The organism is Streptomyces sp. NPDC127068, assembly GCF_042724695.1.
In the GTDB taxonomy this organism is placed as follows: domain Bacteria; phylum Actinomycetota; class Actinomycetes; order Streptomycetales; family Streptomycetaceae; genus Streptomyces.
Genome location: NZ_JBHXEN010000017.1, coordinates 41,258 through 67,301 on the forward strand (window position 1 = coordinate 41,258; position 26,044 = coordinate 67,301).

Here is a 26,044-nt window from a genome sequence, read left to right on the forward strand (position 1 = left end):
ACCACCTTTCCCCCCACCCCCCGCAGGGCCTGGGGCTATACCCCGGTGTTTATCTACCCCCTGGGTTAGTCCCCCCCGCCGCGGCGCCCCCGGGCACCTGAAACCGGGGGGCGCCGCTGTCGTCGTCCCCCCCCGCCTGTCACGCCGCCCCCCGTCACGCTGCGCCCCGCGCCCCTTCACCGGGCCGGGGCGTTCGTCGTCCTCCGGGGTGAGTGGAATAGGCTCAACTTTGTGTAAGTTGGTTAGGTCAGGTACGAGCGACAGGAGGAGACAGCGCACGTGGACGCCGAGCTGACGAACCGGAGCAGGGACGCCCTCAACGCGGCGAGCAGCCGCGCCGTCGCCGGGGGGCACCCGGACCTCACCCCCGCACACCTACTGCTCGCCCTGCTCGACGGGGAGGGCGACCGGCCCGCCGAGAACATCATCGACCTGCTGGCAGCGGTGGAAGCCGACCAGGCGGCGGTGCGCGCCGGCGCCGAGCGGCTGCTCGGGGAGCTGCCCAGCGTGACCGGGTCCACCGTCGCGCCCCCGCAGCCCAGCCGCGAGACGCTGGCCGTCATCGCCGACGCCGCGCAGCGGGCGAAGGACCTGGGCGACGAGTACCTCTCCACCGAGCACCTGCTGATCGGCCTCGCCGCGAAGGGCGGCCGGGCCGGTGAGATCCTGGGCGAGCAGGGCGCGACGGCGAAGAAGCTGCTGGCCGCCTTCGAGGAGAACAGGGGAGGGCGCCGCGTGACCACACCGGACCCGGAGGGCTCGTACAAGGCCCTGGAGAAGTTCGGCACCGACTTCACGGCCGCCGCCCGGGACGGCAAGCTCGACCCGGTCATCGGCCGGGACCAGGAGATCCGCCGGGTCGTCCAGGTGCTGTCCCGCCGCACCAAGAACAACCCCGTGCTGATCGGTGAACCGGGCGTCGGCAAGACCGCCGTGGTGGAGGGGCTCGCCCAGCGCATCGTCAAGGGCGACGTACCGGAGTCGCTGAAGAACAAGCGGCTGGTGTCGCTGGACCTCGGGGCGATGGTCGCCGGGGCGAAGTACCGGGGCGAGTTCGAGGAGCGCCTGAAGACCGTCCTCGCCGAGATCAAGGGCAGCGACGGCCAGATCATCACCTTCATCGACGAGCTGCACACCGTCGTCGGCGCGGGCGCCGGCGGCGACTCCGCGATGGACGCCGGCAACATGCTGAAGCCGATGCTCGCCCGCGGCGAGCTGCGCATGGTCGGCGCGACCACCCTGGACGAGTACCGCGAGCGGATCGAGAAGGACCCCGCGCTGGAACGCCGCTTCCAGCAGGTGCTGGTCGCCGAGCCGACCGTCGAGGACACCGTCGCCATCCTGCGCGGGCTCAAGGGCCGCTACGAGGCCCACCACAAGGTGCAGATCGCGGACAGTGCGCTGGTCGCCGCCGCCACCCTCTCCGACCGGTACATCACCTCCCGGTTCCTGCCGGACAAGGCCATCGACCTGGTGGACGAGGCCGCGTCCCGACTGCGGATGGAGATCGACTCCTCGCCCGTCGAGATCGACGAGCTCCAGCGGGCCGTCGACCGGCTGCGCATGGAGGAGCTGGCCCTCGCCAAGGAGACCGATCCCGCCAGCCGCCAGCGCCTGGAGAAGCTGCGCCGCGACCTCGCCGACAAGGAGGAGGAGCTGCGGGGTCTGACCGCCCGCTGGGAGAAGGAGAAGCAGTCCCTCAACCGGGTCGGCGAGCTGAAGGAACGCCTCGACGACCTGCGCGGACAGGCCGAACGGGCCCAGCGCGACGGCGACTTCGACACCGCCTCCAAGCTGCTCTACGGGGAGATCCCCGATCTGGAGCGGGACCTGGCGGAGGCGTCGGCGGCCGAGCAGCAGGCGGCCCGGGACACCATGGTCAAGGAGGAGGTCGGCCCCGACGACATCGCCGACGTGGTGGGTGCGTGGACGGGAATTCCGGCCGGACGGTTGCTCGAAGGGGAGACGCAGAAGCTGCTGCGGATGGAGGAGGAGCTGGGCCGGCGCCTGATCGGGCAGGCCGAGGCGGTGCGCGCGGTGGCCGACGCGGTGCGCCGCACCCGGGCCGGCATCGCCGACCCCGACCGGCCCACCGGCTCGTTCCTGTTCCTCGGCCCGACCGGGGTTGGCAAGACGGAGCTGGCGAAGGCGCTGGCGGACTTCCTCTTCGACGACGAGCGGGCCATGGTCCGCATCGACATGTCCGAGTACGGCGAGAAGCACAGCGTGGCCCGGCTCGTCGGGGCGCCCCCCGGCTACGTGGGCTACGAGGAGGGCGGCCAGCTCACCGAGGCGGTGCGCCGGCGCCCGTACAGCGTCGTCCTGCTGGACGAGGTGGAGAAGGCGCACCCCGAGGTCTTCGACGTGCTGCTCCAGGTCCTCGACGACGGGCGGCTCACCGACGGCCAGGGCCGCACGGTCGACTTCCGCAACACCATCCTCATCCTCACCTCCAACCTCGGCAGCCAGTACCTGGTGGACCCGCTGACCGGCGAGGACGAGAAGCGCCGCCAGGTCCTCGACGTGGTCCGGTCCTCCTTCAAGCCGGAGTTCCTGAACCGTCTGGACGACCTGGTGGTGTTCACCGCGCTGGGCCGGGAGGAGCTGACCCGGATCGCCCGGCTCCAGGTCGGCCGGCTCGCCGGGCGGCTGGCCGAGCGACGGCTCACACTGGAGGTGAGCGAGGAGGCGCTCGCCTGGCTCGCCGAGGAGGGCAACGACCCCGCGTACGGTGCCCGGCCGCTGCGCCGGCTGGTGCAGACCGCGATCGGGGACCAGCTCGCCCGGGAGATCCTCGCGGGCGAGGTGCGCGACGGCGACACCGTCCGGGTCGACGCCTTCGGGGACGGTCTGCTCGTCGGCCGCGCCGGCGGGCCCCCGGACGGAACGACGGATTCCGGGGCTCCGCGGGAGGGGTCCGCGACGGGCGGAAAGACGCTCTGAGCGAACCCCGAGGGGGCCCGGTGGCCGAATTCGGCCACGGACGCGCAAAGCCAGCCGGGCGGGGGTTGCCAGTACCCGCCCGGCATGAGGGAGGATGACTCAATCCGTTCGAAGGGAAATACACGGTGAGCATCGACCCGTCCTCGATTCCGAACTTCGGGGGCCAGCCCGAGCCGCAGCCCGGCGGGCCGGCCGGCCCCGTCGTTCCGGATCAGGACCTCGTGAAGCAGCTCCTGGAGCAGATGGAGCTGAAGTACGTCGTCGACGACGAGGGTGACCTCGCGGCGCCGTGGGAGGAGTTCCGCACGTACTTCATGTTCCGCGGCGAGGACGAGCAGCAGGTCTTCTCCGTGCGGACGTTCTACGACCGGGCGCACGTCATTGAGGACAAGCCGGCGCTGCTGGAGTCCATCGACGACTGGAACCGGCGCACGCTGTGGCCCAAGGTCTACAGCCACACGCACGACGACGGCACCGTCCGGCTGATCGGTGAGGCGCAGATGCTCATCGGCACCGGGGTGAGCCTGGAGCACTTCGTCTCCTCCACGGTGAGCTGGGTGCGCGCCGCGATCGAGTTCGACCGCTGGCTGGTCGAGCACCTGGGCCTGGAGAAGGACGTCGACTCCGCCGAGGGGTCCGGCGACGACGCCGGCGACGGCGACGACAAGTAGTCGGTCGCCCCGCGCGTCTCGTCCGTCTCGTCCGCCCCGCCCGTCACAAGGGGGCGCGGCCGAAGGCGATCAAGAACGCCCCGTAGGACAGGGAGAGCCCGGTCAGGAACGCGATCACCACGATCGCGGGTCCCGGCCGGGCTCTCGCCGTGCGGGCCAACGCCCGCGCCAACGGGATCAGCAGCGGGAACGCGGGCAGCAGGAACCGCGGCTTGGACTCGAAGAACCCGGCGCCGCCGAGGGCCACCACCAGCAGCACCCCGGCGTAGACGACCAGCGGCAACGGTGTCCGTTCGACCAGCAGCAGCACGAAGAGCAGCACCGCAAGCAGCACGATCAGCAGCGCCATCGGGTACACGAACTTGCTGGTCCGGGCCAGCACCACGCCGACGAAGGCGAACGCGCCCTGCCCGAAGTCGAAGCGGGAGCCCCAGTCCCGTTGCACGGCGAAGTAGCCGCCGAGCGGGTCGCCCCGGCGCTGCCCCACCCACAGGACGTACCCGCACCAGCCGGCGGGCGCGAGCAGCGCCCCCGTCCACAGCCTGTGGACGGAGCCGCGCCCCTGCGCCCCGTACGCCCGCGCTCCCGCCCCCCGTACGCCCGACCCGGCCGGCCGCGGCCCGCGCGCCCCGACCTCGTGCGGGTGCGCCTCCCGGTGGCGGCGCCACAGCTCGTGGGCCGCCGCGGCCAGCACCGCCGCCGCCACCGCGAACCCGTTGGGCCGGGACAGCCCGGCGAGCGCGGCCAGGGTGCCCGCCCACACCCAGCGTCCGGTGAGCGCGGCGTACAGCGCCCAGGCGGCGAACGCGGTCAGCAGGGGCTCGGTGTACGCCATCGACAGCACCACCGAATGCGGGAGCACCCCCCACAGCAGTACCAGGACCACCCCGGTGGGCCGGCCGTACAGATGGCTGCCGAGGGTGAAGATGCCGCAGGCCGCGGCTGCCGCGGCGGTCCACGCCACCAGGAGGCCCGCCGCGCCCCAGGACACCGGCAGCACGGCCTCCACCCCGCGCACCAGCCCCGGGTACAGCGGGAAGAACGCCAGGTCGCTGAAGACGACCCCGGGCCGGTAGTGGGTGGTCCGGTGCCCGTAGCCGTACACCGCGATCCCCAGGTACCAGGCGGAGTCCCAGGACCGGCCGAGCATCCGGAGCACCGGCCGGTCCGTCGCGAAGGCGGCGACGGCGACCGCGAGCACGCCGGCGAGCCGGACCGCGGCGAACAGTCCGAGCGCGGAGACGACCGGCGGTAGCCGCCGCAGGCGCCGCGACCGCCACAGGCGCCGCAGGGGCCGCAGGGGGCGGGGGAGGTCCGGCCCGGCGGCGGGCGGCCGGGGGGCCGGGGGCGCGAGGGTGCTGGGGTGGCTCACACGGGAACCTTGGCGTCCCGCGCACCGTCCGGTCGCCGAGGCGCGGCGGGGTCCCGCCGAGGCCCACCCGATCCGGTGCACGGGCGACGCGGGCCCGGGGCGTCCCTTCCGGGTGCGTCCTGGTGTGCCTGCGCTGGTGCGTGCGGGTGCGCTGGTGTGTTGCGCAGTTCCCCGCGCCCCTGGTGGGGTACGCCTTGCCGTCGCGGTTCCGCCCGCCTGCCGGGACGCGCCCGCTGGGGCGCCCTGCCAGGGGCGCGGGGAACTGCGCGGGTGACCACGACGCACCCGCAGCGTCCCGAAACCTCGGCGGGGCCCGCTCAGGCCCACCCGATCCGGTGCACGGGTGGCGTGGGCGCGCCTCGCCGTCGCGGTTCCGCCCGCCTGCCGGGACCCGTCCGCCGGGGCGCCCCGTTAGGGGCGCGGGGAACTGCGCGGGGGACCACGACGCACCCGCACGCACGAGCGCAGGCCCGCGCCGGGGCTCGGGCCGCTGCGGGAGCGCCCCCTGGAAGTCAGACCACAATCTGAGTACAGTCTGAGTATGGGCGTCATACACCTCGGAGCGGAAACCGTCTCCTTCACCGACCTCTCCCGCAACCCGAAGGGCGTCGCGGCCAGGGCGGCGGCCTTGGGGCAGCTCCGCGTCACGCACCGGGACGCGCCGGACATGGTGCTGACGACCGCCGTGCGGGCCGAACACGCCGAGGAGAATCTGACCACCGCGTCCCGCCTCTTCCTCGCGCTGATGAAGCAGGACGACGGGGCCAAGTCCCTACTGCTCGCGCTGCCCGAGGTGTTCCCCTGGGTGCGACACCTGGACGCGGAGGAGGTCCGCGCCTTCACCGTCGAACTCCTCGACGCGCTGTCCGACGCGGCGGAGCTGGGCGCGGGCGAGGCCGTGCACCGTGCGATCGTCTCCTGGCGCGCCACCGCCCGTATCAACGCTGACCCCGAGCAGCTCGGGCAGTCGCTGCGCCCGCTCGACGGCGACGACCTCGGCCAGGTCGAGGTGCGTGCGTGAGCCCGAAGAAAGGGGACCGGGTCAGCGTCCCGCCGCTGAGTGGCTGGAACGTCGTCTTCGGGACGACGGACGCCGTGACGGGCTGAGAAGAGTTGTGTCGAGCGGCGCTGCCGAACGCCCATCGCTGCTTGGAGGCGCTTCGCAACGACCCCCAGTCCCGATCGAACTGGAACCGTCAGCACCAACTCCGTGGGCGGCACGCCACCAAGGAGTGGAAGGGGTCCGAGTTGGAGCAGTGGGAGTACGAGGTGACTAGCGGCGGCCGGGTCCGCTACCTGGTCAGTCCGGAGACCTCTACCGTCGTCCTCGTGTACGCCTCCCCGCGGCATCCGAAGGACACCGAGTGACCCGGGCTGACGGGTGCGCGGTGATGGTGCTGCGCACGCGGTAGGTGCCCCCGCACGCGCTCAGGTCGTGAGTTGCTTGAGGCGGTGGACGGCCTCAAGCAGGACCTCCTCGCGCTTGCAGAACGCGAACCGCACGAACGGCGCGCCCGCCTCCCGGTCGTCGTAGAAGACGGCGTTCGGGATGGCGACGACGCCCGCGCGCTCGGGCAGGGCGCGGCAGAACGCGAAGCCGTCCCGCTCGCCGAGCGGGCGGACGTCGGTGGTGATGAAGTACGTGCCGGCGGGGAGGTACACCGCGAAGCCCGCCTCGGTCAGGCCCCGGGCGAGCAGGTCCCGCTTGGCCCGCAGTTCGGTGCGCAGCCCGTCGAAGTACGCGCGCGGCAGGGACAGGGCCTCGGCGACCGCGTACTGGAACGGGCCCCCCGACACGTAGGTGAGGAACTGCTTCGCCGAGCGGACGGCGGCGACCAGCGGGGGCGGTCCGGTGACCCAGCCGACCTTCCAGCCGGTGAAGGAGAAGGTCTTGCCCGCGGAGGAGATCGTCAGCGTGCGCTCGCGCATCCCCGGCAGCGTGGCCAGCGGAACGTGCCCCCCGGCGTCGGCCTCCTCGGCCCCGTCCGCCCCGTCGCCCCCGTCCGCCGAACCCGCCGGCTCGGCGAAGACCAGGTGTTCGTACACCTCGTCCGTGAGGACGAGGAGGTCCCGTTCCACCGCGAGGCGGGCGATCTCGGTCAGCTCGGCCCGGGTCAGCACCGTGCCCGTCGGGTTGTGCGGGGTGTTGATCAGCAGCAGCCTGGTGCGCGGGGTCACGGCGGCCCGCAACTCGTCCAGGTCCAGCCGGAACCGGCCGTCCCGGGGCCGCAGGGTGACCGGGACCCGGGTGCCGCCCGCCAGCGCGATGCTCGCGGCGTACGAGTCGTAGTACGGCTCCAGGGCCACCACCTCGTCCCCGGGCTCCACCAGGGCCAGCAGGGAGGCCGCGATGGCCTCCGTGGCGCCGGTAGTGACCAGCACCTCGGTGCCGGGGTCGTACGCCAGCCCGTAGCGGTCGGCCTGGTGCGCGGCGATCGCGGTGCGCAGCTCCGGCACGCCGTCGCCCGGCGGGTACTGGTTGCCCCGACCGTCGCGCAGCGCCCGGACCGCCGCTTCCCGCACCGACTCGGGCCCGTCCGTGTCGGGGAAGCCCTGGCCGAGGTTGATCGCCCCGGTCCGGGCGGCCAGCGCGGACATCTCGGCGAAGATCGTCGTGCCGAACTCGGCGAGGCGGCGGTTGAGCAGCGGGCGGGCGGCGGGGCCGGGGGACGAGGTCATGGGCGCCATCCTGCGCCGAACCTCTGGACTTCCTCAACTTCGCTTTGGCGCGTCCGCGGCGGGGGCATCTCCGTTGCACACGGCGAGCGGGCCCCTCCCCGGGGCCGCTCACGGGGGAAGAGTCAGAATCGGCGCGAAACGTACAACGCGCCCGGGGCGGTCGTCGCCGGTCGGCGGCGGACCACCCGGCAGGGGCCCCGCGCGCGGGGTCAGGGAGGGGGAGTCATGGTCGTGGGCATCCTGGTCATCACGGGAGTCGTGGTGATCGCGGCCATCGCGGTGATCACCGCCAGCAGGACCCAGCGTCCGGCGAGGCGCAACAGCCGCAGCTGGTACACGGGCAGCAGCAGCACCAACCACGGAGGAGGGGGCGGGGGCGGGCACTCCTGCTCCGGCGGCGGCGGGTCTTCCTGCGGTGGGAGTTCCTCATCCTGCGGTGGGGGCGGGGGTGGGTGCGGCGGGGGCGGAGGCAGCTGACACGGGGCAGCTGGTCCGTCCACCCGCGCACACCGTGCAGCGCCCGTCGGCTCCGGCCGGCGGGCGCTGCGCCGTGTCCGGCCCGGCAGGAGGCGCCCGATGCGTGAGGGGGGCGTGCGAACTCGGTGCACTCCCCGGTCCGGGAGTCCGTCGCGCACCGTCCGTCCCATGAGTGCCGTTCCGTCATCACCGGTTCCCGCAACGGAGGTTGAACACGTGAGCAGGGCAGCCCTCTGGGGGATGGAATGCGCATGAACTTGGGTAAAAACGCTGTGGTGGCGCTGAAGTTCATGATTCCCTCTTAACGTCAACGCAGCCCTCGGACACCTCGTGGGCACGAGCCGGCATGCAGATCGCCCGGAACCGCTCCGGACCGTATCCCCCGCGCCCGCCGCGGGCGCCCCGCCGGCCCCCTCTCCCTTTGTGTGCTAGCGGAGCCGACCCATGCTCACGACCCTGAAAACCTCCTACACCGATACCAGTGCCACCGACCTGGCCTGGGCGCTGGGCCGGGAGCCGCTGCCCGCCCTGGCCACCCTCGACCTAGAACTGTCCGGCGCCAAGCTCCAGTTGCGCCTGCTCGGCGCGTCCCACCAGGTCCTGCTGGAGGAGGAGCGCGGCACCTGTTCGGAGACCGTCGCCTGCATCCCCGGCAGCAGCACCCCCCTCCCGCTCGGGGTGGCGGAGCGGGTCGGCGACTGGGAGTACGAGTTCGCGGCCCGCGTCGAGACCTTGTCCGGCGGGCAGTTCGCCGGTCGGGCGCAGGAACTCATCGCGCTCGTCTCGGACCACCCCAACGGTCTCGCGGGAGTCTTCCCCGGCGATCCGCACGCCTTCACGGCGATGCTCGCCCAGCTCCACAACGGCCATGTGCACTGGCGGACTTGGCACGCGTACCCGCAGGACGGCCAACTCGTCGCGACCCGTACCCGGGTGGGCGTGCGGGTCGCCGCCACGCTCTAGGCGCGCGTCGCCCGGGACGGCGTCCGGGGCAGCGTCCGGGACGGCACCTTCCCCCACCGCAGGTCCACACGTGTGGGTGACCAGCCCCGGTGAAACGGTGACGTACCGTCGCAACGTGATCGAATCGCCCCCGCCGGTCCCGGTCGCCGTTCCGCCCGGTGCGTCCCCCCGCGCGGAAGGCCGGACACCGCTGCCCGTTCCCGCGGGCGCGGCCCGGTTCCTCGTCCTGGTGGGCGTGTTCGTCTGCGCGGCCTGCGGGCTCGCCTACGAACTCGAACTCCTGGCCGTGGCCTCCTCCTTGTGGGGCGATTCGGTCACCCAGGCGTCCCTGGTGCTCTCCGTGATGGTCTTCGCGATGGGCCTCGGCTCGCTCGCCGCGAAACGGTTGCGCAGCCGTGCAGCGGTCGGCTTCGGACTCATCGAGGCCGTCCTCGCCCTGATCGGCGGGTGCAGCGGCATGGCCCTCTACGCGGCGTTCACCTGGACGGGCGGACCCGGTGCCGGAGCGGGCGGCGGGCCCGCGGCCTGGGCGCAGGACCACCGGGTGCTGCTCGTCGGGTTCTCCCTCGCGATGGGGGTGCTCATCGGCGCCGAGGTGCCCCTGTTGATGGTCCTCATCCAGCGCATCCGGCGCCAGGACGCCAGCGGCGCCGTCGCCGACCTGTTCGCCGCCGACTACGTGGGCGCCCTGGTCGGCGGGCTGGCCTTCCCGTTCCTGCTGCTGCCCGTGTTCGGCCAGCTCACCGGGACGCTGCTGACCGGCGTGGTGAACGCCGTCGCGGGCGGGCTGCTGGTCCTCGGGCTGTTCCACCGGGACCTGACCCGGCGGGCCCGGCGCCTGGTGCTCGCCGCCAACGTTATCGCCCTGGCGCTGCTCGCCGCCGCGGCCCTCCTCGTCGACGACTTCGAACGGACCGCGCGGCGGACGATGTACGGGGACGACGTGCGGTCCACCGCCTGGACCGGACAGCAGGAGGTGGTCCTCACCGGCGGCGGCGACCGTCCCGTCCACCTCTACGTCGACGGCCGGGCCCGGTTCGCCGCGGGGGACGCCCGCCGCTCCCACGAGCCCTACGAGGCCCTGGTGCGGCCCGCGTTGGCCGGGCCGCACGCCCGGGTACTGGTCCTGGGCGGCGGCGACGGGCTGGCGGCCCGCCAGGTCCTCGCGCACCCGGGGGTCCGCCGGCTCGACCTGGTGGAACCCGACGCCGGACTCGTCCGGTTGGCCCGTACCGATCCGGCGCTCACCGCCCTCAACGGCGGCGCCCTGCGCGATCCGCGGGTCCGGACCACCACGGCGGACGTCTTCGACTGGCTGCGCGCGGGCCGCGCGGGTCCGGCCGCCCGGGGCCGCTACGACGTGGTGATCTGCGATCTGCCCGGGCCCGGCCGGGTCGAGAGCGCCAAGCTGTACTCCCGGGAGTTCTACGAACTGGCCCGCCGGATGCTCGCGGACGGCGGACGGGTGGCCGTCCGGGCGGGCGGCCCGGAGGACGGCGCCCACGGCCCGCGCACGTTCTGGACCGTCGAGGCGACCGTACGGGCCGCCGGACTGCGGACCGTCCCGTACGCCTCGCCCGCGGCGGGGGTGCGCGGCTGGGCGGTCGTACTGGCCGGGCGCCGGGCGCCGACCCCCGGCGCGCTGCCCGCCGCGGGCCGCCCGAATGCCTCCGAGCCGCCGCCCGCCGTGCTCACCGCCCGGGCGCTCGGGGACGCGGTGCGGCGCGCGGCACGCGAGCGGCCGGCCGGGGCGCCCGTCTCCACCCTGGTGCACCCGCGGTACGCCTGAGGGACCCCCGGACGCGCCCGGCACCCGATCCGGGGGAACCGATCCGGCGGTCCGGCGGCCCGGGGCGGAGGACGTCGGTACGCTCGGGTCCCATGAAGCACGAGGTGTTCCTTCCGCTCGGGGTAGAACCTCTGCGCGCCGCGCTCGCCGATCCGACGACGGTGACCCGTTCGGTCCCGGGCTTCCAACAGGACGCCGGGGACGCACCCGGCACGGGTCGGCTCAAACTGCGCGCCGGCGGCACCACCATCACGTACCGGGGTGCCCTCCGGATCGGCGATGCCCCCGAGGACCCGGGCGGCCCCGGGAGCGTCACCCTCCGGGCCGAGGGCACGGAGGCGCGCGGCACGGGCACCGCGGACGTCACGGTCACGGTGACCCTGACGCCCACCGGGGAGGGGACCACCGCGGTCTTCACCGTCACCGGCAGCGGGGACGGCCGGGCCGCGGAGCTCACCGCGGAGGCGCTGGAGTCCGCGGGCGTACGGCTGCTGAACCGGTTCGCCGAGGCGCTGACCACCGAGCTCGGCGCGGACGTGGACGCGGCCGATGCCGATGCCGATGCCGATGCGTACGACGGCGACGACCTGAGCGCCGACCCCGGGACGGACGCGCCGCCGGCGACCCCCGACCCGGAGTTCGTCGACGTCGAACCCGGTACCTGGGCCGACGGGGACGGTACGGGTGAACCCGCGGACGCCGAGGACGAGCCCGACGCCGGCACCGAGGAAGACACCGACGGCGTCGACGAGGCCCCCGAGGACCAGGGCATCGAGGGCGTAGAGGACATCGATCACGTCGAGGACATCGAAGCGGTCGAACACATCGAGGGCATCGAGCACGTCGAAGGCGTCGGAAGCGCTGAGGGGCTGGACGTCGCGCACGCCGACGCGCCGCCCGTGGAGGCCGCGCACGCCCGGCGCACGATGATCGGCCGCAGCGCCGAGGAAGTGGACCACGCGCCCCCGCGCGGACGGTACGCCCCCGTGCCCGCGCCGGAGGCCACCGCCCCGGGCGCCACCCTGCGCTGGGCCGCGCCCGCCGCCGCCCTGGCGGTGGCCACCGCGATCGTCGTGGGGCGGGCCCTGCGCCGGCGGCGGTGACCGCTGACCGTAGGGTCGGACCGTGAGCAACGACAAGATCACGCTGACCGCGGGCGACGCGGAGGTGACCGTGCTGCCGGGCGACGGCGGCCGGATCGGGAGTCTGCGGATCGACGGGACGGAGCTGCTGCGCCAGGGCGGGCGCTACGGCTCGTTCCCGATGGTGCCCTGGTGCGGACGCATCCGCGACGGACGGTTCCGGGACGGCGCCGAGGTCCACCAGATGCCGTTGAACGCCGCCCCGCACGCCATCCACGGCACCGCCCGGGACGGCGCCTGGCGCACCGCCCGCAACAGCCTCGCCGCCGACCGCGCCGTCATCACCCACCAGCTGACCGAGCCGTGGCCGTACCCCGGGCTCGTCACGCAGACGGTCGAACTGACCCCCGACTCGCTGACGCTGGGCCTGGCCGTGGAGACGTACGACTCGTCCTTCCCCGCGCAGGTCGGCTGGCACCCCTGGTTCAACCGGCAGCTCGAACCGGAGGGCCCCACCGTCGAGATCGCGTTCGACGCCGCCTGGCAGGAGGAGCGGGGCGCCGACCACCTGCCGACCGGACGTCGCATCGACCCGCGGCCCGGCCCGTGGGACGACTGCTTCGGCATGCCCGACGGGGTGGACGTCACCCTGAGCTGGCCGGGCCGCCTCGCCCTCACCGTCACCTCCCGCGAGCAGTGGGTGGTGGTCTACGACGAGCAGGAGGCCGCCGTGTGCGTGGAGCCGCAGACCGGCCCCCCGAACGGCCTGAACACCGCCCCCCGGCTCGTCACCCCGGTGCAGCCGCTGGAGGCCACCACCACCTGGACCTGGCGCCGCCCGTGAGCCGGCGGCCGGGCCCCGGAGCGCGCGGCGCACCCCGGGGCCCGGCCTAAGCTGGCGGCATGAGCGACGCACGAAACGCCCTGCTGAAGCAGATCAAGGACAAGGCCGTGGTCCACGGCAAGGTGACCCTCTCCTCGGGTATCGAGGCCGACTACTACATCGACCTGCGCAGGGTCACCCTGGACGGCGAGGCCGCGCCCCTCGTCGGTCAGGTGATGCTCGACCTCACGGCCGACCTGGACTTCGACGCGGTCGGCGGGCTCACCATGGGCGCCGACCCGGTCGCCGCCTCGATGCTGCACGCCGCCGCGGCCCGCGGTCAGCGGCTCGACGCGTTCGTCGTCCGCAAGGCCGCCAAGGCGCACGGCATGCAGCGCCAGGTGGAGGGCCCGGACATCAAGGGGCGTCGCGTCCTGGTGGTGGAGGACACCTCGACCACCGGCGGTTCCCCGCTCACCGCCGTCGAGGCGGTGCGCGCGGCGGGCGCCGAGGTGGTCGCCGTCGCCACCATCGTGGACCGGGCGACGGGCGCCGCCGAGAAGATCACCGCAGGGGCCTCGGTGCCGTACCTGCACGCCTTCGGCAAGGACGAGCTGGGCCTCGACTGACCCCGTCGCACCGCCCGAGTGGCCACTGTGTCCGGTGTGACCCGGTTTCGCCGGGACACCCCGGACCGGGGCGGCCTTCCGCATCTGGAAGGATGGGTACGACGATGACGTCGCCACCCCGGAGCAGCGCCTGACGACGCGGCGGTGTCCGGGTCCGGAACACCTAGGTCGGGGTCGGTCAGAACCACATCCCGCACAGCATCGAGGAGCGGACAGATGCCCATCGCAACCCCCGAGGTCTACAACGAGATGCTCGACCGGGCGAAGGCAGGCAAGTTCGCCTACCCGGCCATCAACGTGACCTCGTCGCAGACCCTGCACGCCGCCCTCCGTGGTTTCGCGGAGGCCGAGAGCGACGGCATCATCCAGATCTCCACCGGTGGCGCGGAGTTCGCGGGCGGGCAGTACAGCAAGGACATGGTGACCGGCGCGGTCGCGCTCGCCGAGTTCGCGCACATCGTCGCCGCCAAGTACGACATCACGGTCGCGCTGCACACCGACCACTGCCCGAAGGACAAGCTGGACACCTACGTCCGGCCGCTCATCGACATCTCCGCCGAGCGGGTCTCGCGCGGCGTGAACCCGCTGTTCCAGTCCCACATGTGGGACGGTTCCGCGGAGACCCTCGCGGACAACCTGGCCATCGGCCAGGAGCTGCTGGCCAAGGCCGCCGCCGCCAAGATCATCCTTGAGGTCGAGATCACCCCGACCGGCGGCGAGGAGGACGGCGTCACCCACGAGATCAACGACGAGCTGTACACCACCGTCGACGACGCGATCCGCACCGCCGAGGCCCTGGGCCTGGGCGAGAAGGGCCGCTACCTGCTCGCCGCGTCCTTCGGCAACGTGCACGGCGTGTACAAGCCGGGCAACGTCGTCCTCCGTCCGGAGCTCCTGAAGGACCTCCAGGAGGGCGTCGCCGCCAAGTTCGGCAAGCAGGACCCGTTCGACTTCGTGTTCCACGGCGGCTCGGGCTCCACCGTCGAGGAGATCGCGACCGCGCTGGAGAACGGCGTCGTCAAGATGAACATCGACACCGACACCCAGTACGCGTTCACGCGTCCCGTCGTGGCCCACATGTTCCAGAACTACGACGGCGTCCTCAAGGTCGACGGCGAGGTCGGCGCGAAGAAGCAGTACGACCCGCGCACCTGGGGCAAGCTCGCCGAGGCCGGCATGGCCGCGCGGATCACCGAGGCGTGCGCCAACCTGCGCTCCACGGGCACCCGCATCAAGTAGTCCCGCACCCGCGTACGACGGAGGTCCGGCTCCCCGCCCCGGGGGCCGGACCTCCGTCGTGTCCGGTCCCCCCGGGTGGGAGCCGTAGTGCAGGAAGCCGTAGCGCAGGAAACGGAAGCGCTTCCCCCGCGCGCGGTGCGCGCCCCCGCGCACACGCTGGGTGAGGGCACCCACATCCCGCCACACCCCCCGCACCACCCCGGGGCACCTGGGAGACTGGAACCCATGGCCATTCACGAGAACCTGCTCGGGGGACCGCCCCCGACCCATCTGCCCGACGACCCCGGCCCGCGCGAACTGCTCGCCCAGGGCACCGCGTCCGCCGATGTCGCCGCCCAGTACCCCACCTCCTCCCTCGCCTGGGCGCAGCTCGCCGACGAAGCGTTCCAGCGGGGCAGCGTGGTGGAGTCGTACGCGTACGCCCGCACCGGTTACCACCGGGGCCTCGACGCGCTGCGCCGCAGCGGCTGGAAGGGCCACGGCCCGGTGCCGTGGGAGCACGAGCCGAACCGCGGCTTCCTGCGCGCCCTGCACGCCCTCGCGCGCGCCGCGCAGTCGATCGGCGAGCAGGAGGAGCACGCGCGCTGCGCGCAGTTCCTGAAGGACTCCTCCCCGACGGCCGCCCACACCCTGGGCTGACCCGCCGCGGTACCGGGCCCGCCCCCCCCCGTGGTGGTGCGGCCCGCACGGCCCGCCCGCCGTTCCCGGCCCGGGCGGGCCTTGCCGTGTTCCGGGTGATCGCGGAGGATGCCGGTGGGGACCGGGGCGTCCTGTCGGAACGGCAGGGGCGGACCGCTACCCGGAACACGCACGGAGACAGCGATGTCCCACCAGGCACAGCAGGGCGGCGCCGCCCCGGGGGCGCCCGAAGCGCCGCACCTCGACTTCCACGGCACGACGCCGTACGAGGACTACGTCCGCGCGGACGTGCTCACCCATCTCCAGCAACCCCTGTCCGACGATCCCGGGGAAATGGTCTTCCTGGTGACGACCCAGGTCATGGAGCTGTGGTTCACCGTGATCGTCCACGAGTGGGAGACCGCGTCGGCGGCCCTGCGCGGCGACGACGTGCCCGCCGCGACCGCCGCGCTGAAGCGGTCCGTCCGGGAACTCGACGCCCTCAACGCGTCCTGGCGCCCGCTCAGCGGACTCACCCCCGCCCAGTTCAACTCCTACCGGGACGCCCTCGGCGAGGGTTCCGGCTTCCAGTCCGCGATGTACCGGCGGATGGAGTTCCTGCTCGGCGAGAAGTCCGCGTCGATGCTGGTCCCGCACCGCGGCGCACCCCGCGCGCACGCCGAACTCGACGAGGCGCTGCACGCACCGAGCCTCTACGACGAGGTGCTGCGGCTGCTCGCCCGCCGCGGCCACCCCGTCCCCGCGGCCGTACTGGACCGTGACCCCGCCGCCCGCTACGAGCCGTCGCCGCAGGTCGAGGACGTGTGGACGTCCCTCTACGCGGCCGAGCAGCCCACCGGCAGTCCGGAGCCCACCGGTAGTCCGGAGTCCGCTGCCGGCGACGGCCCGCCGCCCGACCCGGAGCTGTTGCGGCTCGGCGAGGCGCTGACCGACGTGGCGGAACTCGTCTGGCGCTGGCGCAACGACCACCTCTCCGCCACCCGCCGGGCCATGGGCGCCAAGCAGGGCACCGGCGGTTCGGCGGGCGTGGCCTGGCTGGAGAAGCGGGCCGCGAAGAACGTCTTCCCCGAGCTGTGGACCGCCCGGAGCCGGGTGTGAGGCCCGCACTGGAGGAGAAGGCCGCCGCCCTGGACGCCGCCGACCCGCTGGGCGCCGTGCGCGAGCGCTTCGTCCGCGACGAGGACGTCACGTACCTGGACGGCAACTCGCTCGGCGCGCTGGCCCGTTCGGTGCCCGGGCGCATCGACGAGGTGATCCGCCGCGAGTGGGGCGAACTGCTGATCCGCTCCTGGGACCGGAGCGGCTGGTGGGACGCCCCCGAGCGCGTCGGCGACCAGATCGCCCCCTTGGTGGGCGCCGCCCCCGGACAGGTCGTCGTCGCCGACTCCACCAGCGTGAACGTCTTCAAGGCGGTCGTCGCGGCGGTCCGCATGGCGCGCGGCGCGGACCCCGGCGGCGCGGTACGGGACGAACTCGTCGTCGACTCCACCACGTTCCCCACGGACGGCTACCTCGCGGAGTCCGCCGCCCGGATGACCGGCTGTGCGCTGCGCCCGGTGGAGCCCGGGGAGGTGCCCGCGGTGCTCGGTCCGCGCACCGCCGCGGTGCTCCTCAACCACGTCGACTACCGCACGGGCCGCCTCCACGACCTGCCGGGCCTCACCCGGGCGGTGCACGCGGCGGGCGCGTACGCGGTCTGGGACCTGTGCCACAGTGCGGGGGCGCTGCCCGTCGACCTGGACCTGCACGGGGTGGACCTCGCGGTCGGCTGCACGTACAAGTACCTGAACGGGGGGCCGGGCGCGCCCGCGTTCCTCTACGTGCGCCGCGACCTCCAACCGCGGTTCGACTCCCCGCTGCCCGGCTGGACGGGCCACCGCGAACCCTTCGGCATGCGCCCCGCGTACGAGCCGGCGCCCGGTGCGGGACGCGGGCGGGTCGGCACGCCGGACGTGCTGTCCCTGCTGGCGCTGGAGGAGGCGCTGACCGTCTGGGACGGCGTCACCGTCGAGGCCGTCCGCACGAAGTCGCTCGCCCTGACGGACTTCTTCCTGGAGTGCGTGACGGAGTACGTCCCGTCCGGCCGCGTCGAGGTGGCCACGCCCGTGCCGCACGGCGAGCGGGGCAGCCAGGTCGCGTTGCGCTGCGAAGGTGCTGCCGCTGTGATGGGGGTGCTCGGTGAGCGGGGGGTGATCGGGGACCATCGGCCCCCGGACGTCCTTCGCTTCGGCTTCGCCCCGTTGTACGTGGGCTTCGCGGAGACGGAGCGGGCGGCGCGGGTCCTCGCGGGGGCGTTGGCGTAGGTCCCGCGGGGTCCTACGGTGCGCTGTTCGGCGCGGGTGCGCTGGGGTTGCCCGCGCCGTTCCCCGCGCCCCTATCGGGACGCCCACCTGCGGTCGAGTGAGGAGTCGGACAGCGTCATACCGATTCGAGCAGACCGTTGAGGATGGCCTTCTCGGCGAGGTAGAAGACGAGACCGCCCACGGGAGCGAGCACGGCGCACAGCCAGTACCGGCGCACCCCGGCGCGTGCCAGGTAGACGGTCAGGAGGGCGGTGAGCAGCACGCCGACCGTCAGGAAGGCGACCGCTTCTCCCCAGTAGTTGAGCGCCAGCCCCAGCCAGCACCCCTCGCCCAGCACCACCATCGCGATGACCGCTCCGGCTACCGGCCGCAGGTCGCCCCGCCCTCGTCGTACCGTCCACCCCGCCCATCCCAGAATGGGCCCTCCGACCAGCCCCGCCACCGACCACACGGCGGCAGTTCCGAGCGCTCCGCTCCCGAAGGTGTCTCCAAGAGTGGACGCCGCGTAGTAACCGCCGCAGGTGGTGAGCATCATCAACGCCCCGCCCCAGACGGCGAGCCGCCGGTCACGGATCAGCACACCGGCCAAGGCGGTCCAGATGATCCAGGTGGACGTCGAGTTGGTCACCCGCTCCAACAGGGGTGTCGTTCCGTGCAGGGCGTACGTTGCCCAGCCGAGCAGCAATCCGAAGACGCCGGTCGCGGTCAGGACGGCGACCGGGGTGTCGTAGCGGGATGCGGTGGTCACAAGAGCCATGCTCAGGACTATACACGTGGTGTATACGCTCGATGTATAGTCGTTTGGAGGTTCCCAGGGCCGCCCTGGGCGGTGTGTCCTGGCGCGCGAAGACCCCGTCGTTCTTGAGGGGATCGACGGGGTCGTGAGGGTCTGTCCGCGGGAGTGGTGCAGTGGTCGGCCCTGGTGATCAGGCGGTGTCGAACTCCCCGGTCTTGACGCTCGTGACGAAGGATGCGAAGGCGGGGGCGGGGAGATTCAGTATGGGTCCGCTGGGGTTCTTGGAGTCGCGGACGGGGACCGTGCCGGTTGCGGTGGCGTGTGCGGGCGCCCACTCGACGCACGTGCCACCGCTGCCGCTGTACGTGGACTTGGCCCACTGGGGGTCAGCCGGGTCAACGTTCACCTTGGAGCCCTTCCTGGTGCCGAAGGTCAGCGTGCGCTGAAGCCTGCCGTCTTGACGCCCGTGACGAACGACGCGAAGGCGCGGGCCGGGAGGTGCAGTACCGGTCCGTTCGGGTCCTTGGAGTCGCGGACCGGGACCACCGCGGTTGCGGACACGTGTGCGGGCGCCCACTCGACGCACGTGCCGCCTTGTCCGCTGTAGGAGGACTTGGTCCACTGAGTGTCAGCCGGGTCAACGTTCATCTTGAAGTCCTTCCTGGTGCCGAAGGTCTAGAGCGCGTTGAACCCACCGGTCTTTACTCCAGTCACGAAGGACGTGAAGGCGTGGGTGGGGAGGTTCAGTACGGGCCCGCTGGGGTTCTTGGAGTCGCGGACGGGGACGGTGCCGGTTGCGGTGGCGTGCGCGGGTGCCCACTCGACGCACGAGCCGCCTTGTCCGCTGTAGGAGGACTTGATCCAGACATGGACTTCTACGGTCACGAGATGCCCTTTCGTACCTGATCGATCATGTCTACGGACGCCGTTTGTGAGAGCGAGACGCCTTGAAGCTGATGGTAGGTCCTCACCAGCGGTAGGACAGAAGTCAGTTCGCGGTCTAGAAGTCCCTGCGTCTCCGATTCGACGTAGGACATCACGGATCGATCTGGCATGGTCAGCAGGTTCACCAGCCTTTTAAAGGGGCGACGCTCGCCCAAACTGAAGGGCGCGACTTGCAGCACGGTGTGTGGCTGCTCGGCGAACTCGATCAGGCTTGCCAATTGCCCGTCCATCACCTGGAGCCCTCCCACCAACCGGCGAATGCAGCTCTCGTCCAGCACGACGATCACGACGGGCGGTACCGGGCGCACCACTGCGGCTTGTCGCTCCGCCAGGAACTCGATCCGCTCAGCCGCCTGTTCCGGCGGGATCGCGCCGTGGGTGACGACGCTCTGCTCTATGGCCGCTGCGTACTCAGGCGTCTGAAGGAGTCCAGGGATGGCGCCCACCTCGAAGAGCCGAATCTCAGCCGCCCGGGCTTCGTAGCGGACGTACTCCGGGAAGCCCTCAAGAAGGCTCCCGTTCTTCATGTCCCGGTAGGCGCGCTCGAACGACTCGGATGCCGTTCCCAGCAGGCCAAATGCCTCGTCAGCTTTCCTCGAACTATGAAGGGTTGGAGGTTTCCGAGCAGTTTCCAAGGCCGAAATGTGCTGACTTGAGCATTTCATCGCCTCGGCTAGCTGCTCCTGGGTCCAGCTCCGTGCCTCGCGTGCACTGCGTAGACGTGCGCCGTACGCCGCTACGGGTCCCGCGTCGGGGTTCAGCGTCTTTCGGTTCAAGATCCGTTCCAACCCTTCCTTCGGTTGGGCCAAGTTGAAGGCAACCCGGCCCTGGGCCACTCTCGAAGCGCTTGGTGGCAGAGTCGCTACGGAGAGGAGCGGTCGTGTGCGGTGAGACCGTAGTGCCGCAAGGACAGTCAGGCGAACTCGCAGTGGGTGACCTCGTGTTCGACACCGTGCGGGGTGTCGTGGGGGTGGTGATGGATGTGACGTGGGGTCCGGTGTATCTCCGTCCGCCGGGTGGGGGTCTGGAGTGGCACGTGTGTCGTGAGGATGTGCGTGTGGCGACGGTGGTGGATCGGTTGCGGCCGGCGTTGGCGGAGTCGAACGTGCGCAGCAGTCGGGGTGGTGGGCTGCGGTGAGTCGGAGGTTTCGTCACATCGAGTGGACGTTGCGGCGGTTGGACTTCTGGGGGGCGCGTGCGTATGTGCAGTGCGTGTCGGGGTCGCCGTTGTGTGGTGCGGTGCCGCCGCGGGGGTCGGAGTGTCGGTCGGACGAGGGTTCGTTGCGGTGGGCGGAGTCGCATTTCCGGGAGACGGGTCATCGTCGGTTCGACCGGGCGTTGTTCGAGACGGTGCAGTGGGACCCGCCGCAGGACGTGGACCCGGGGACGTTGCCGGGGGTGACGACGTGATCGGTCACCGTCCGCGGAGGGGTCGCCGGGGGCCGGCGGTGCTGGACGATCCGGTGCCGTTGTACGTGGCGGGGGTCGTGGACCGGTGCGCGTACCGGACCCTGGTGGTCGTCGGCGCCCCGCGTCGCGGGCGGACGGTGCTGGGGTCGTTCGTGAGCCCGTATCCGGGGCGGGTGTTGCGGGGGCTCCGCGTGCAGGCGGTGCGGTGACACGTGACGCGCTGCTCGGCGGGCCGCCCGCCGAGTCCGGTGCGCACTGTTGCCTCTGCGGTTGCTGGACCGCGGCTCCCGTGGTGATCGGGTACGGCAGCCAAAGCGGCGCGAACTTCGTCACGCACCGGGTCTGCCCCCGCCACGTGCACACCCCGGGACCGTGCACCGCGAACCACGACGTACCGTTGCACGGGCTCACAGAGGAGTACGAACATGAGTGATCCGCACATCCTGTTGAGCGGCGAAGCGCTCGCCCTCGCGATGCCGCGCCAGGACATGCTGCCCAAGTACCACGCGTGGGAGAACGACCCCGGAACGATCAGCGGGTACGGGAACCAGTGGGCGCAGTCCTGGGAGGTGCGTGCCGCCGGCTACGAGCGTCAGCGCGGCAACGAGCGCTTCCAGCAGTTCGAGGTGGTCCGGTTGGACGACGGTACGCCCGTGGGAATGACGATCCTGGAAGTCAACACCTACGTGCGCACGGCCGAGTTCGTGATGGTCCTCGCCCCCGAGGAACGCGGGAAGGGTTACGCCGCGGAGGCGGCTCGCCTGACGCTGGACTGGGCGTTCCACCTCGCCCACCTACGCATGGTGTGGCTCAAGGTGCTGGAGCCCAACGCGGCCGGAGCCAGCGCGTACGAGAAGGCGGGGTTCCGTCCCGGCGGCCGGCTCCGGCGGTCCGGGTACTGGCTCGGCAAGCCCGTGGACGAACTGTTGATGGACGCCGTACCCGAGGACTTCCCCGGAACGTCCGCCGTGGCCACCGCTCTCGGCAGCTGAAGCCGGGTCGGGGCGGTGCGCGACGGCCCCCACCGGTCGGGTGTGCGGTGCGCACCGCACACCGTGCCCGACGCGGTGACGGCCACCGCACTCGTACAACGGGGTAGTGGGTGTGGAGCAGCCCCCACGCACCCGCACAGCACAGCGCACCGCAGGCAGAGCCCCGGTAGGGGCGCGAGGAACTGCGCGGCCAACCACCACGCACCCGCACGGGACAGCGCACGGGACCCCGCAGGGGGACGTCCCGAAGGGGCGCGGGGAGCCCCTGGTACGGTCCCGCCGATCAGTTCCGCGCGAAACGGAGGGCCGAACATGCCGGACGAAGACGACGACCCAGAAGCCGCAGCCGCAGCCACCGCAGAGGAAGCGTCCGCGTTCTCGCACCCGACCGTCCCCCCGGACGCCACCGCCGCGTACGGCCCCCACCCCGACCAGGTGATCGACTTCTACGCCCCCACCGCGCAGCGGAACCCCAGCGGTCCCGCGTCCGCCCCCCTGGTCGTCGCGTTGCACGGCGGCGCCTGGCGGGCCCCGTACGACCGGGCGCACCTGAGTCCGTTCGTCGCGCACCTGGCGCGGACCGGTCTCGCCGTCGCCTCCGTCGAGTACCGCAGGGGCCCGGCGCCGCTGCCCGCGCAGCGGACGGACACCGGCGCCCCCGCCGGACCGGTGGCCGGCCGCTGGCCCGACACCCTGGACGACGTCGCCGCGGCCCTGGACGCGCTGCCCGGGCTCGTCGCGCGGCTGCTGCCGGTCGCGGACGTCCGCCGCACCGTCCTGACCGGCCACAGCGCCGGCGGCCACCTCGCGCTGTGGGCCGCGTCCCGGCACGCGCTGCCGCCCGACGCGCCGTGGTTCCTGGAGCGGCCCCCCGCCCTGCGCGGAGTCGTCGCGCTCGCCCCGATCGCGGACCTGCGCACCGCCGCCGCGCTCGGCGTCTGCTCCGACGCGGCCCGCCAGTTCCTGGGGGGCCCGACCGCCTTCGAGGCGCGGCTGCCGTACGCCGATCCGGCGGCCCTGCTGCCCACCGGGATCGCGACGGTCCTGGTGCAGGGCGCCACCGACCGGGACGTGCCCCGGGCGGTCGCCGACGCCTACGCGGACGCCGCCGCGCGGGCCGGCGAGGAGGTGGGGCTCACCGTGCTGCCGGACGTCGGGCACTTCCCGTTGATCGACCCGGCGGCGGACGCCTGCGCGGTGGTCGCGGAGGAGATCGCCCAGCTCGCCTGGTGATCCCCGGGCCCCGACCCCCGACCCATGGGCCCGGGACCGCCGCGTAGGCCGTGTAGCCGCGTAGTACCTGAGGGGGACCCCGGGGAACCCGTCTCGCAGGGGACGACCGGGTCCGGCCGGGCGCTTACCTTCGTAGGGTGACGCAGACCCAGCAGATACCGAGTCCGAGGCCGGCCGCCGGTTCCTCCAGCCCCGAGTACGACCTCGTGAAGGACGTGTTCGGCGGGCTGCACGAGGACATGTTCCGGAACGCCTTCGCCTACCGTCCCCTCGCCCCGCTCACCGCGGACCGCGGGATCGCCACCTGGTTCGGCGGGCGCGGCAAGTGGGCGCCGCACGTGCTGGTCACCGCCCTCGCGGCGTTCACCTGCTTCGCCGGGGCCGTGTCCGCGTACGGGGCCCCGGAGCTGGCCGCCCTGATCATGGGCGCGCTGCCCGCGCTGGCGGTGCTGCTGACGATGGTCCGCCCGGTGCTCGCGTTCTTCGCCTCGCTGGCCTCGGTGCCCGTCATCGTGGCGCTGAGCGGTTTCGACGGGGGCACCTGGCCGTGGACCGGGGCCGGGTTCTTCGCGCACCTGGTGATCGTGACGGTGGTGACGATCCGGACCCGGACCCGTACGGGCCTGTGGATGTGGGTGCTGACCGCACTGTTCGCGACGGTCGTCGCCTCCGCGGACCGCGGGTACAACTCGGACTCCTGGGCGATGGTGATCCTGTCGGGGGTGCTGGTGCTGCTGGTCACGCTGTGGCACGTGCGGCGGGAGGCCAAGCAGGTGGTGGCCGCGGAGCGCACGGTGACCGCCGTGGAGCGGGACCGGCGCACCCTGCTGGAGGAGCGCACCACCATCGCCCGCGAGCTGCACGACGTGGTCGCGCACCACATGTCCGTGGTGGCGATCCAGGCGGAGGCGGCCCCGTACCGGGTGGAGAACCCGCCGCCGGAGCTGGAGCAGGCGTTCGTCACCATCCGGGAGAACGCGGTGGCGGCGCTCACCGAGCTGCGCCGCGTGCTCGGGGTGGTCCGCGCCGAGGACTACGAGGCGCCGGACGCCCCGCAGCCGACCCTCGCCGATCTGGACTCCCTGCTCGCCAACGTCCGGGACACGGGTCTCGACGTCACCAAGACGGTGACGGGCGCGGTCCGGGAGCTGCCGCCGGGCGTCGAGCTGTCGGCGTACCGGATCGTGCAGGAGGCGTTGAGCAACACCCTGCGGCACGCGCCGGGCGCGGCGGCCCGGGTGGAGGTCGGCTACGTGCTCGGCGGCCTCGGACTGCGGGTGGTGAACGGGCCCGCGCGGGGTCTGGTGAAGCCGTCCCCGGGCGCCGGTCACGGGATCACCGGGATGCGGGAGCGGGTGGCGATGCTGGGCGGCGAGATGACGGCGGACGACCAGGAGGACGGCGGCTACGAGGTCGCGGTGTTCCTCCCCGTCCGGGCCGTGGAGGAGCAGGCATGACGATCCGGGTGCTGGTCGTCGACGACCAGATGATGGTGCGCGAGGGCTTCTCGGTGCTGCTGAACGCGATGCCCGACATCGAGGTCGTCGGGGAGGCGGTCAACGGCCGCGAGGCGGTGGAGCGGGTGCGGGAGCTGGCGCCGGACGTCGTCCTGATGGACATCCGGATGCCGGAGCTGAACGGGTTGGACGCGACCCGGGAGATCGTCGCGGCGGGCGGCAGGACGAAGGTCCTCGTCCTGACCACCTTCGACCTCGACGAGTACGTGTACCAGGCGCTGCGCGCGGGCGCCTCCGGCTTCCTGCTGAAGGACGCTTCGGCCCGGCAACTCGCGGACGGGGTGAGGGTGGTGGCCGCCGGCGAGGCGCTGCTCGCACCGAGCGTCACCCGACGTCTGATCACCGAGTTCTCCAAGCTGTCGGACGAGCCGCGGTCCCTGGTCACGACGCAGAGCGCATACGGGGAGCTGACCGAGCGGGAGACGGAGGTCCTGGTGCTGATCGCGCAGGGCCTGTCCAACCAGGAGATCGCCTCGCGGCTGGTGGTCGCCGAATCGACGGTCAAGACCCATGTGAGCCGCATCCTGGTCAAGTTGGGGCTGCGGGACCGCACGCAGGCGGCGGTCTTCGCGTACGAGGCCCGGTTGGTCACCCCGGGCTGAGGTCCCGTGGGCCCGTGGTGTGGACGGGTCCCGAGGGGCGGTCACAGGATGGTGCGCCAGTTCCAGGGGCGCGGGCCGCGCCGTCCCCGCAGGGAGTCGACCCGCTGTTGGGCGTCGGCGTGCCAGTCGGGCCGGCCCACCGCGTACCGGACGGCGTACGACACCATGCGTAACTCCCTTACTGCGGCCATCAGTTCGTACCCGGCCCAGGTGGTGACGTCGGTCCCGTAGGACGTGCAGAAGTCGGCGTACTCGGCGGAGGTCACCGTACCGACCGTGCCGATCTTCGCGGCGGTCGCGACGAGGTCCCACTCGGGCGGTCCGACGGAGGCCCGTTCGAAGTCGATCAGCACCGGGTCCGGGGTCAGGACGACGTTCCCGAGCCAGGCGTCCCCGTGCACCACGCAGTGCGGCAGCCCCGCGGGCAGCGCGGCCCACCGGCCGCGCAGCTCCTCGTAGCGGCGGTGCAGCCAGGCCCGGTCGTCCGCGGGGGTCGTGGTGGCGGCGGCGATCCGCTCGGGGACCCGGACGAAGGGGTCGAGCCGGCCGAGTTCCCAGTCCGGCAGCGGCAGGGCGTGCAACCGTTTCAGCAGGTCGACCACGTCCGCGGTGGTGCCGCGTCGGTGCGGCGGCAACTCCTCCCAGAAGGTCACCGGGTGCCCCAGCGCCGCCACCGGTTGCGCCACCGGCAGCGGGCGCACCGCGGGCACCCCCTGCTCGGCGAGCCACCGGGCCACCCGCACCTCCCGTGCGGCGGCGGCGTCCTGCCCGGGGCGGACGATCCGTACGATCACCCGGCCGGGCAGGCGCCAGATCTCGTTCTCGGCGAGCCGGACCGGCTCGGCGCCCCGGGCGGTGAACCCGGCGGCCCGGCAGGCGACTTCCAGGACGGACTCGGAACGGTCGGGCACGGAACGGTCGGGCACGGGACCCTCGGGCGCGGCCGGCGTCGTCATGGTCCGCACGGTAGTGGCGGTGCGGCGCGGGCGACAGAACGCCG

Annotated in this window: 27 protein-coding genes; 18 read left to right on the plus strand and 9 right to left on the minus strand. The window is 72.8% G+C overall.

Going from position 1 to position 26,044, the window contains the following annotated elements:
* Window positions 1-279 precede the first annotated feature (279 nt).
* Together clpB and ACFWIA_RS13125 are read left to right on the plus strand one after the other, a co-directional pair.
* Complete coding sequence (gene clpB, locus ACFWIA_RS13120) at window positions 280-2,943, plus strand: ATP-dependent chaperone ClpB (RefSeq protein ID WP_387003335.1); 2,664 nt, start codon at window positions 280-282, stop codon at window positions 2,941-2,943.
* 125 nt (window positions 2,944-3,068) lie between these two features.
* Window positions 3,069-3,614: a YbjN domain-containing protein gene (locus ACFWIA_RS13125; protein WP_387003338.1), complete on the plus strand. Its 546-nt coding sequence runs from the start codon at window positions 3,069-3,071 to the stop codon at window positions 3,612-3,614.
* A 43-nt stretch (window positions 3,615-3,657) separates the two neighbouring features.
* Here the strand turns inward: ACFWIA_RS13125 and ACFWIA_RS13130 are convergent, their stop codons facing one another.
* A complete protein-coding gene (locus ACFWIA_RS13130; RefSeq protein ID WP_387003341.1) occupies window positions 3,658-4,986 on the minus strand; it encodes a hypothetical protein in 1,329 nt (442 codons plus the stop codon).
* A gap of 541 nt (window positions 4,987-5,527) precedes the next feature.
* On the opposite strand from ACFWIA_RS13130, the gene ACFWIA_RS13135 reads away from it, so the two are divergent.
* The gene (locus tag ACFWIA_RS13135; RefSeq protein WP_387003343.1) at window positions 5,528-6,007 is read left to right on the plus strand and encodes a prevent-host-death family protein; all 480 of its coding nucleotides are present in this window, start codon (window positions 5,528-5,530) and stop codon (window positions 6,005-6,007) included.
* Window positions 6,008-6,135: 128 nt separating this feature from the next.
* Entirely contained in the window at window positions 6,136-6,354 is a 219-nt protein-coding gene (locus ACFWIA_RS13140; RefSeq protein ID WP_387003346.1) for a hypothetical protein, read from the plus strand.
* Window positions 6,355-6,414: 60 nt separating this feature from the next.
* Here the strand turns inward: ACFWIA_RS13140 and ACFWIA_RS13145 are convergent, their stop codons facing one another.
* Window positions 6,415-7,674, minus strand: coding sequence for a pyridoxal phosphate-dependent aminotransferase (locus tag ACFWIA_RS13145; RefSeq protein WP_387003349.1), 1,260 nt, complete (start codon window positions 7,672-7,674; stop codon window positions 6,415-6,417).
* Window positions 7,675-7,874: 200 nt separating this feature from the next.
* Window positions 7,875-8,021 carry a hypothetical protein gene (locus tag ACFWIA_RS13150; protein WP_387003352.1) on the minus strand — a complete coding sequence of 49 codons (147 nt, stop codon included), beginning with the start codon at window positions 8,019-8,021 and terminating at the stop codon, window positions 7,875-7,877.
* Between the two features lie 565 nt (window positions 8,022-8,586).
* Between ACFWIA_RS13150 and ACFWIA_RS13155 the strand changes: the two genes are divergently transcribed.
* From ACFWIA_RS13155 to ACFWIA_RS13195, 9 genes are all read left to right on the plus strand, one after another.
* Window positions 8,587-9,105, plus strand: a complete 519-nt coding sequence (locus tag ACFWIA_RS13155; protein WP_387003355.1) for a DUF2617 family protein — start codon at window positions 8,587-8,589, stop codon at window positions 9,103-9,105.
* Between the two features lie 115 nt (window positions 9,106-9,220).
* Window positions 9,221-10,894: a polyamine aminopropyltransferase gene (locus ACFWIA_RS13160; protein ID WP_387003358.1), complete on the plus strand. Its 1,674-nt coding sequence runs from the start codon at window positions 9,221-9,223 to the stop codon at window positions 10,892-10,894.
* Window positions 10,895-10,986: 92 nt separating this feature from the next.
* Window positions 10,987-11,997 (plus strand): carbon monoxide dehydrogenase, encoded by a 1,011-nt coding sequence (locus ACFWIA_RS13165; protein WP_387003361.1) that lies wholly within the window; start codon window positions 10,987-10,989, stop codon window positions 11,995-11,997.
* A 22-nt stretch (window positions 11,998-12,019) separates the two neighbouring features.
* Complete coding sequence (locus ACFWIA_RS13170; RefSeq protein ID WP_387003364.1) at window positions 12,020-12,820, plus strand: aldose 1-epimerase; 801 nt, start codon at window positions 12,020-12,022, stop codon at window positions 12,818-12,820.
* Between the two features lie 59 nt (window positions 12,821-12,879).
* The gene (pyrE, locus tag ACFWIA_RS13175; protein WP_385484778.1) at window positions 12,880-13,428 is read left to right on the plus strand and encodes an orotate phosphoribosyltransferase; all 549 of its coding nucleotides are present in this window, start codon (window positions 12,880-12,882) and stop codon (window positions 13,426-13,428) included.
* Between the two features lie 216 nt (window positions 13,429-13,644).
* Window positions 13,645-14,667 (plus strand): class II fructose-bisphosphate aldolase, encoded by a 1,023-nt coding sequence (fbaA, locus tag ACFWIA_RS13180; RefSeq protein ID WP_387003367.1) that lies wholly within the window; start codon window positions 13,645-13,647, stop codon window positions 14,665-14,667.
* 225 nt (window positions 14,668-14,892) lie between these two features.
* Window positions 14,893-15,306, plus strand: a complete 414-nt coding sequence (locus ACFWIA_RS13185) for a DUF3151 domain-containing protein (RefSeq protein ID WP_385484774.1) — start codon at window positions 14,893-14,895, stop codon at window positions 15,304-15,306.
* A gap of 183 nt (window positions 15,307-15,489) precedes the next feature.
* The gene (locus ACFWIA_RS13190; RefSeq protein WP_387003371.1) at window positions 15,490-16,404 is read left to right on the plus strand and encodes a tryptophan 2,3-dioxygenase family protein; all 915 of its coding nucleotides are present in this window, start codon (window positions 15,490-15,492) and stop codon (window positions 16,402-16,404) included.
* Window positions 16,401-17,609, plus strand: coding sequence for a kynureninase (locus ACFWIA_RS13195; protein WP_387003374.1), 1,209 nt, complete (start codon window positions 16,401-16,403; stop codon window positions 17,607-17,609). Before ACFWIA_RS13190 ends, ACFWIA_RS13195 begins: the two co-directional genes overlap by 4 nt.
* A 115-nt stretch (window positions 17,610-17,724) precedes the next feature.
* Here ACFWIA_RS13195 and ACFWIA_RS13200 read toward each other — a convergent pair whose 3' ends face one another.
* The 5 genes from ACFWIA_RS13200 to ACFWIA_RS13220 all read right to left on the minus strand — a co-directional run bounded on the left by ACFWIA_RS13200 (window position 17,725) and on the right by ACFWIA_RS13220 (window position 20,069).
* Window positions 17,725-18,366 carry a DUF6518 family protein gene (locus ACFWIA_RS13200; protein WP_387003377.1) on the minus strand — a complete coding sequence of 214 codons (642 nt, stop codon included), beginning with the start codon at window positions 18,364-18,366 and terminating at the stop codon, window positions 17,725-17,727.
* 169 nt (window positions 18,367-18,535) lie between these two features.
* Entirely contained in the window at window positions 18,536-18,751 is a 216-nt protein-coding gene (locus ACFWIA_RS13205) for a DUF397 domain-containing protein (protein WP_387003380.1), read from the minus strand.
* 26 nt (window positions 18,752-18,777) lie between these two features.
* A complete protein-coding gene (locus ACFWIA_RS13210) occupies window positions 18,778-18,993 on the minus strand; it encodes a DUF397 domain-containing protein (RefSeq protein WP_387003383.1) in 216 nt (71 codons plus the stop codon).
* Between the two features lie 27 nt (window positions 18,994-19,020).
* Entirely contained in the window at window positions 19,021-19,230 is a 210-nt protein-coding gene (locus ACFWIA_RS13215; RefSeq protein ID WP_387003386.1) for a DUF397 domain-containing protein, read from the minus strand.
* Window positions 19,227-20,069 carry a Scr1 family TA system antitoxin-like transcriptional regulator gene (locus ACFWIA_RS13220; protein WP_387003558.1) on the minus strand — a complete coding sequence of 281 codons (843 nt, stop codon included), beginning with the start codon at window positions 20,067-20,069 and terminating at the stop codon, window positions 19,227-19,229. Before ACFWIA_RS13220 ends, ACFWIA_RS13215 begins: the two co-directional genes overlap by 4 nt.
* 669 nt (window positions 20,070-20,738) lie before the next feature.
* Here ACFWIA_RS13220 and ACFWIA_RS13225 point away from each other — a divergent pair.
* The 5 genes from ACFWIA_RS13225 (at window position 20,739) to ACFWIA_RS13245 (ending at window position 25,044) form a co-directional block, all read left to right on the plus strand.
* Window positions 20,739-20,909, plus strand: a complete 171-nt coding sequence (locus ACFWIA_RS13225) for a hypothetical protein (protein WP_387003388.1) — start codon at window positions 20,739-20,741, stop codon at window positions 20,907-20,909.
* A gap of 216 nt (window positions 20,910-21,125) precedes the next feature.
* On the plus strand, window positions 21,126-21,692 hold the full coding sequence (locus ACFWIA_RS13230) for a GNAT family N-acetyltransferase (RefSeq protein WP_387003391.1): 567 nt from the start codon (window positions 21,126-21,128) through the stop codon (window positions 21,690-21,692).
* Window positions 21,693-22,004: 312 nt separating this feature from the next.
* Window positions 22,005-22,925: an alpha/beta hydrolase family protein gene (locus ACFWIA_RS13235; protein WP_387003394.1), complete on the plus strand. Its 921-nt coding sequence runs from the start codon at window positions 22,005-22,007 to the stop codon at window positions 22,923-22,925.
* Window positions 22,926-23,062: 137 nt separating this feature from the next.
* Entirely contained in the window at window positions 23,063-24,382 is a 1,320-nt protein-coding gene (locus ACFWIA_RS13240) for a sensor histidine kinase (protein WP_387003396.1), read from the plus strand.
* Window positions 24,379-25,044, plus strand: a complete 666-nt coding sequence (locus ACFWIA_RS13245; protein ID WP_387003399.1) for a response regulator — start codon at window positions 24,379-24,381, stop codon at window positions 25,042-25,044. Before ACFWIA_RS13240 ends, ACFWIA_RS13245 begins: the two co-directional genes overlap by 4 nt.
* Before the next feature lie 41 nt (window positions 25,045-25,085).
* Here the strand turns inward: ACFWIA_RS13245 and ACFWIA_RS13250 are convergent, their stop codons facing one another.
* Window positions 25,086-26,000 carry a phosphotransferase family protein gene (locus ACFWIA_RS13250; protein WP_387003402.1) on the minus strand — a complete coding sequence of 305 codons (915 nt, stop codon included), beginning with the start codon at window positions 25,998-26,000 and terminating at the stop codon, window positions 25,086-25,088.
* Between the last annotated feature and the right edge of the window lie 44 nt (window positions 26,001-26,044).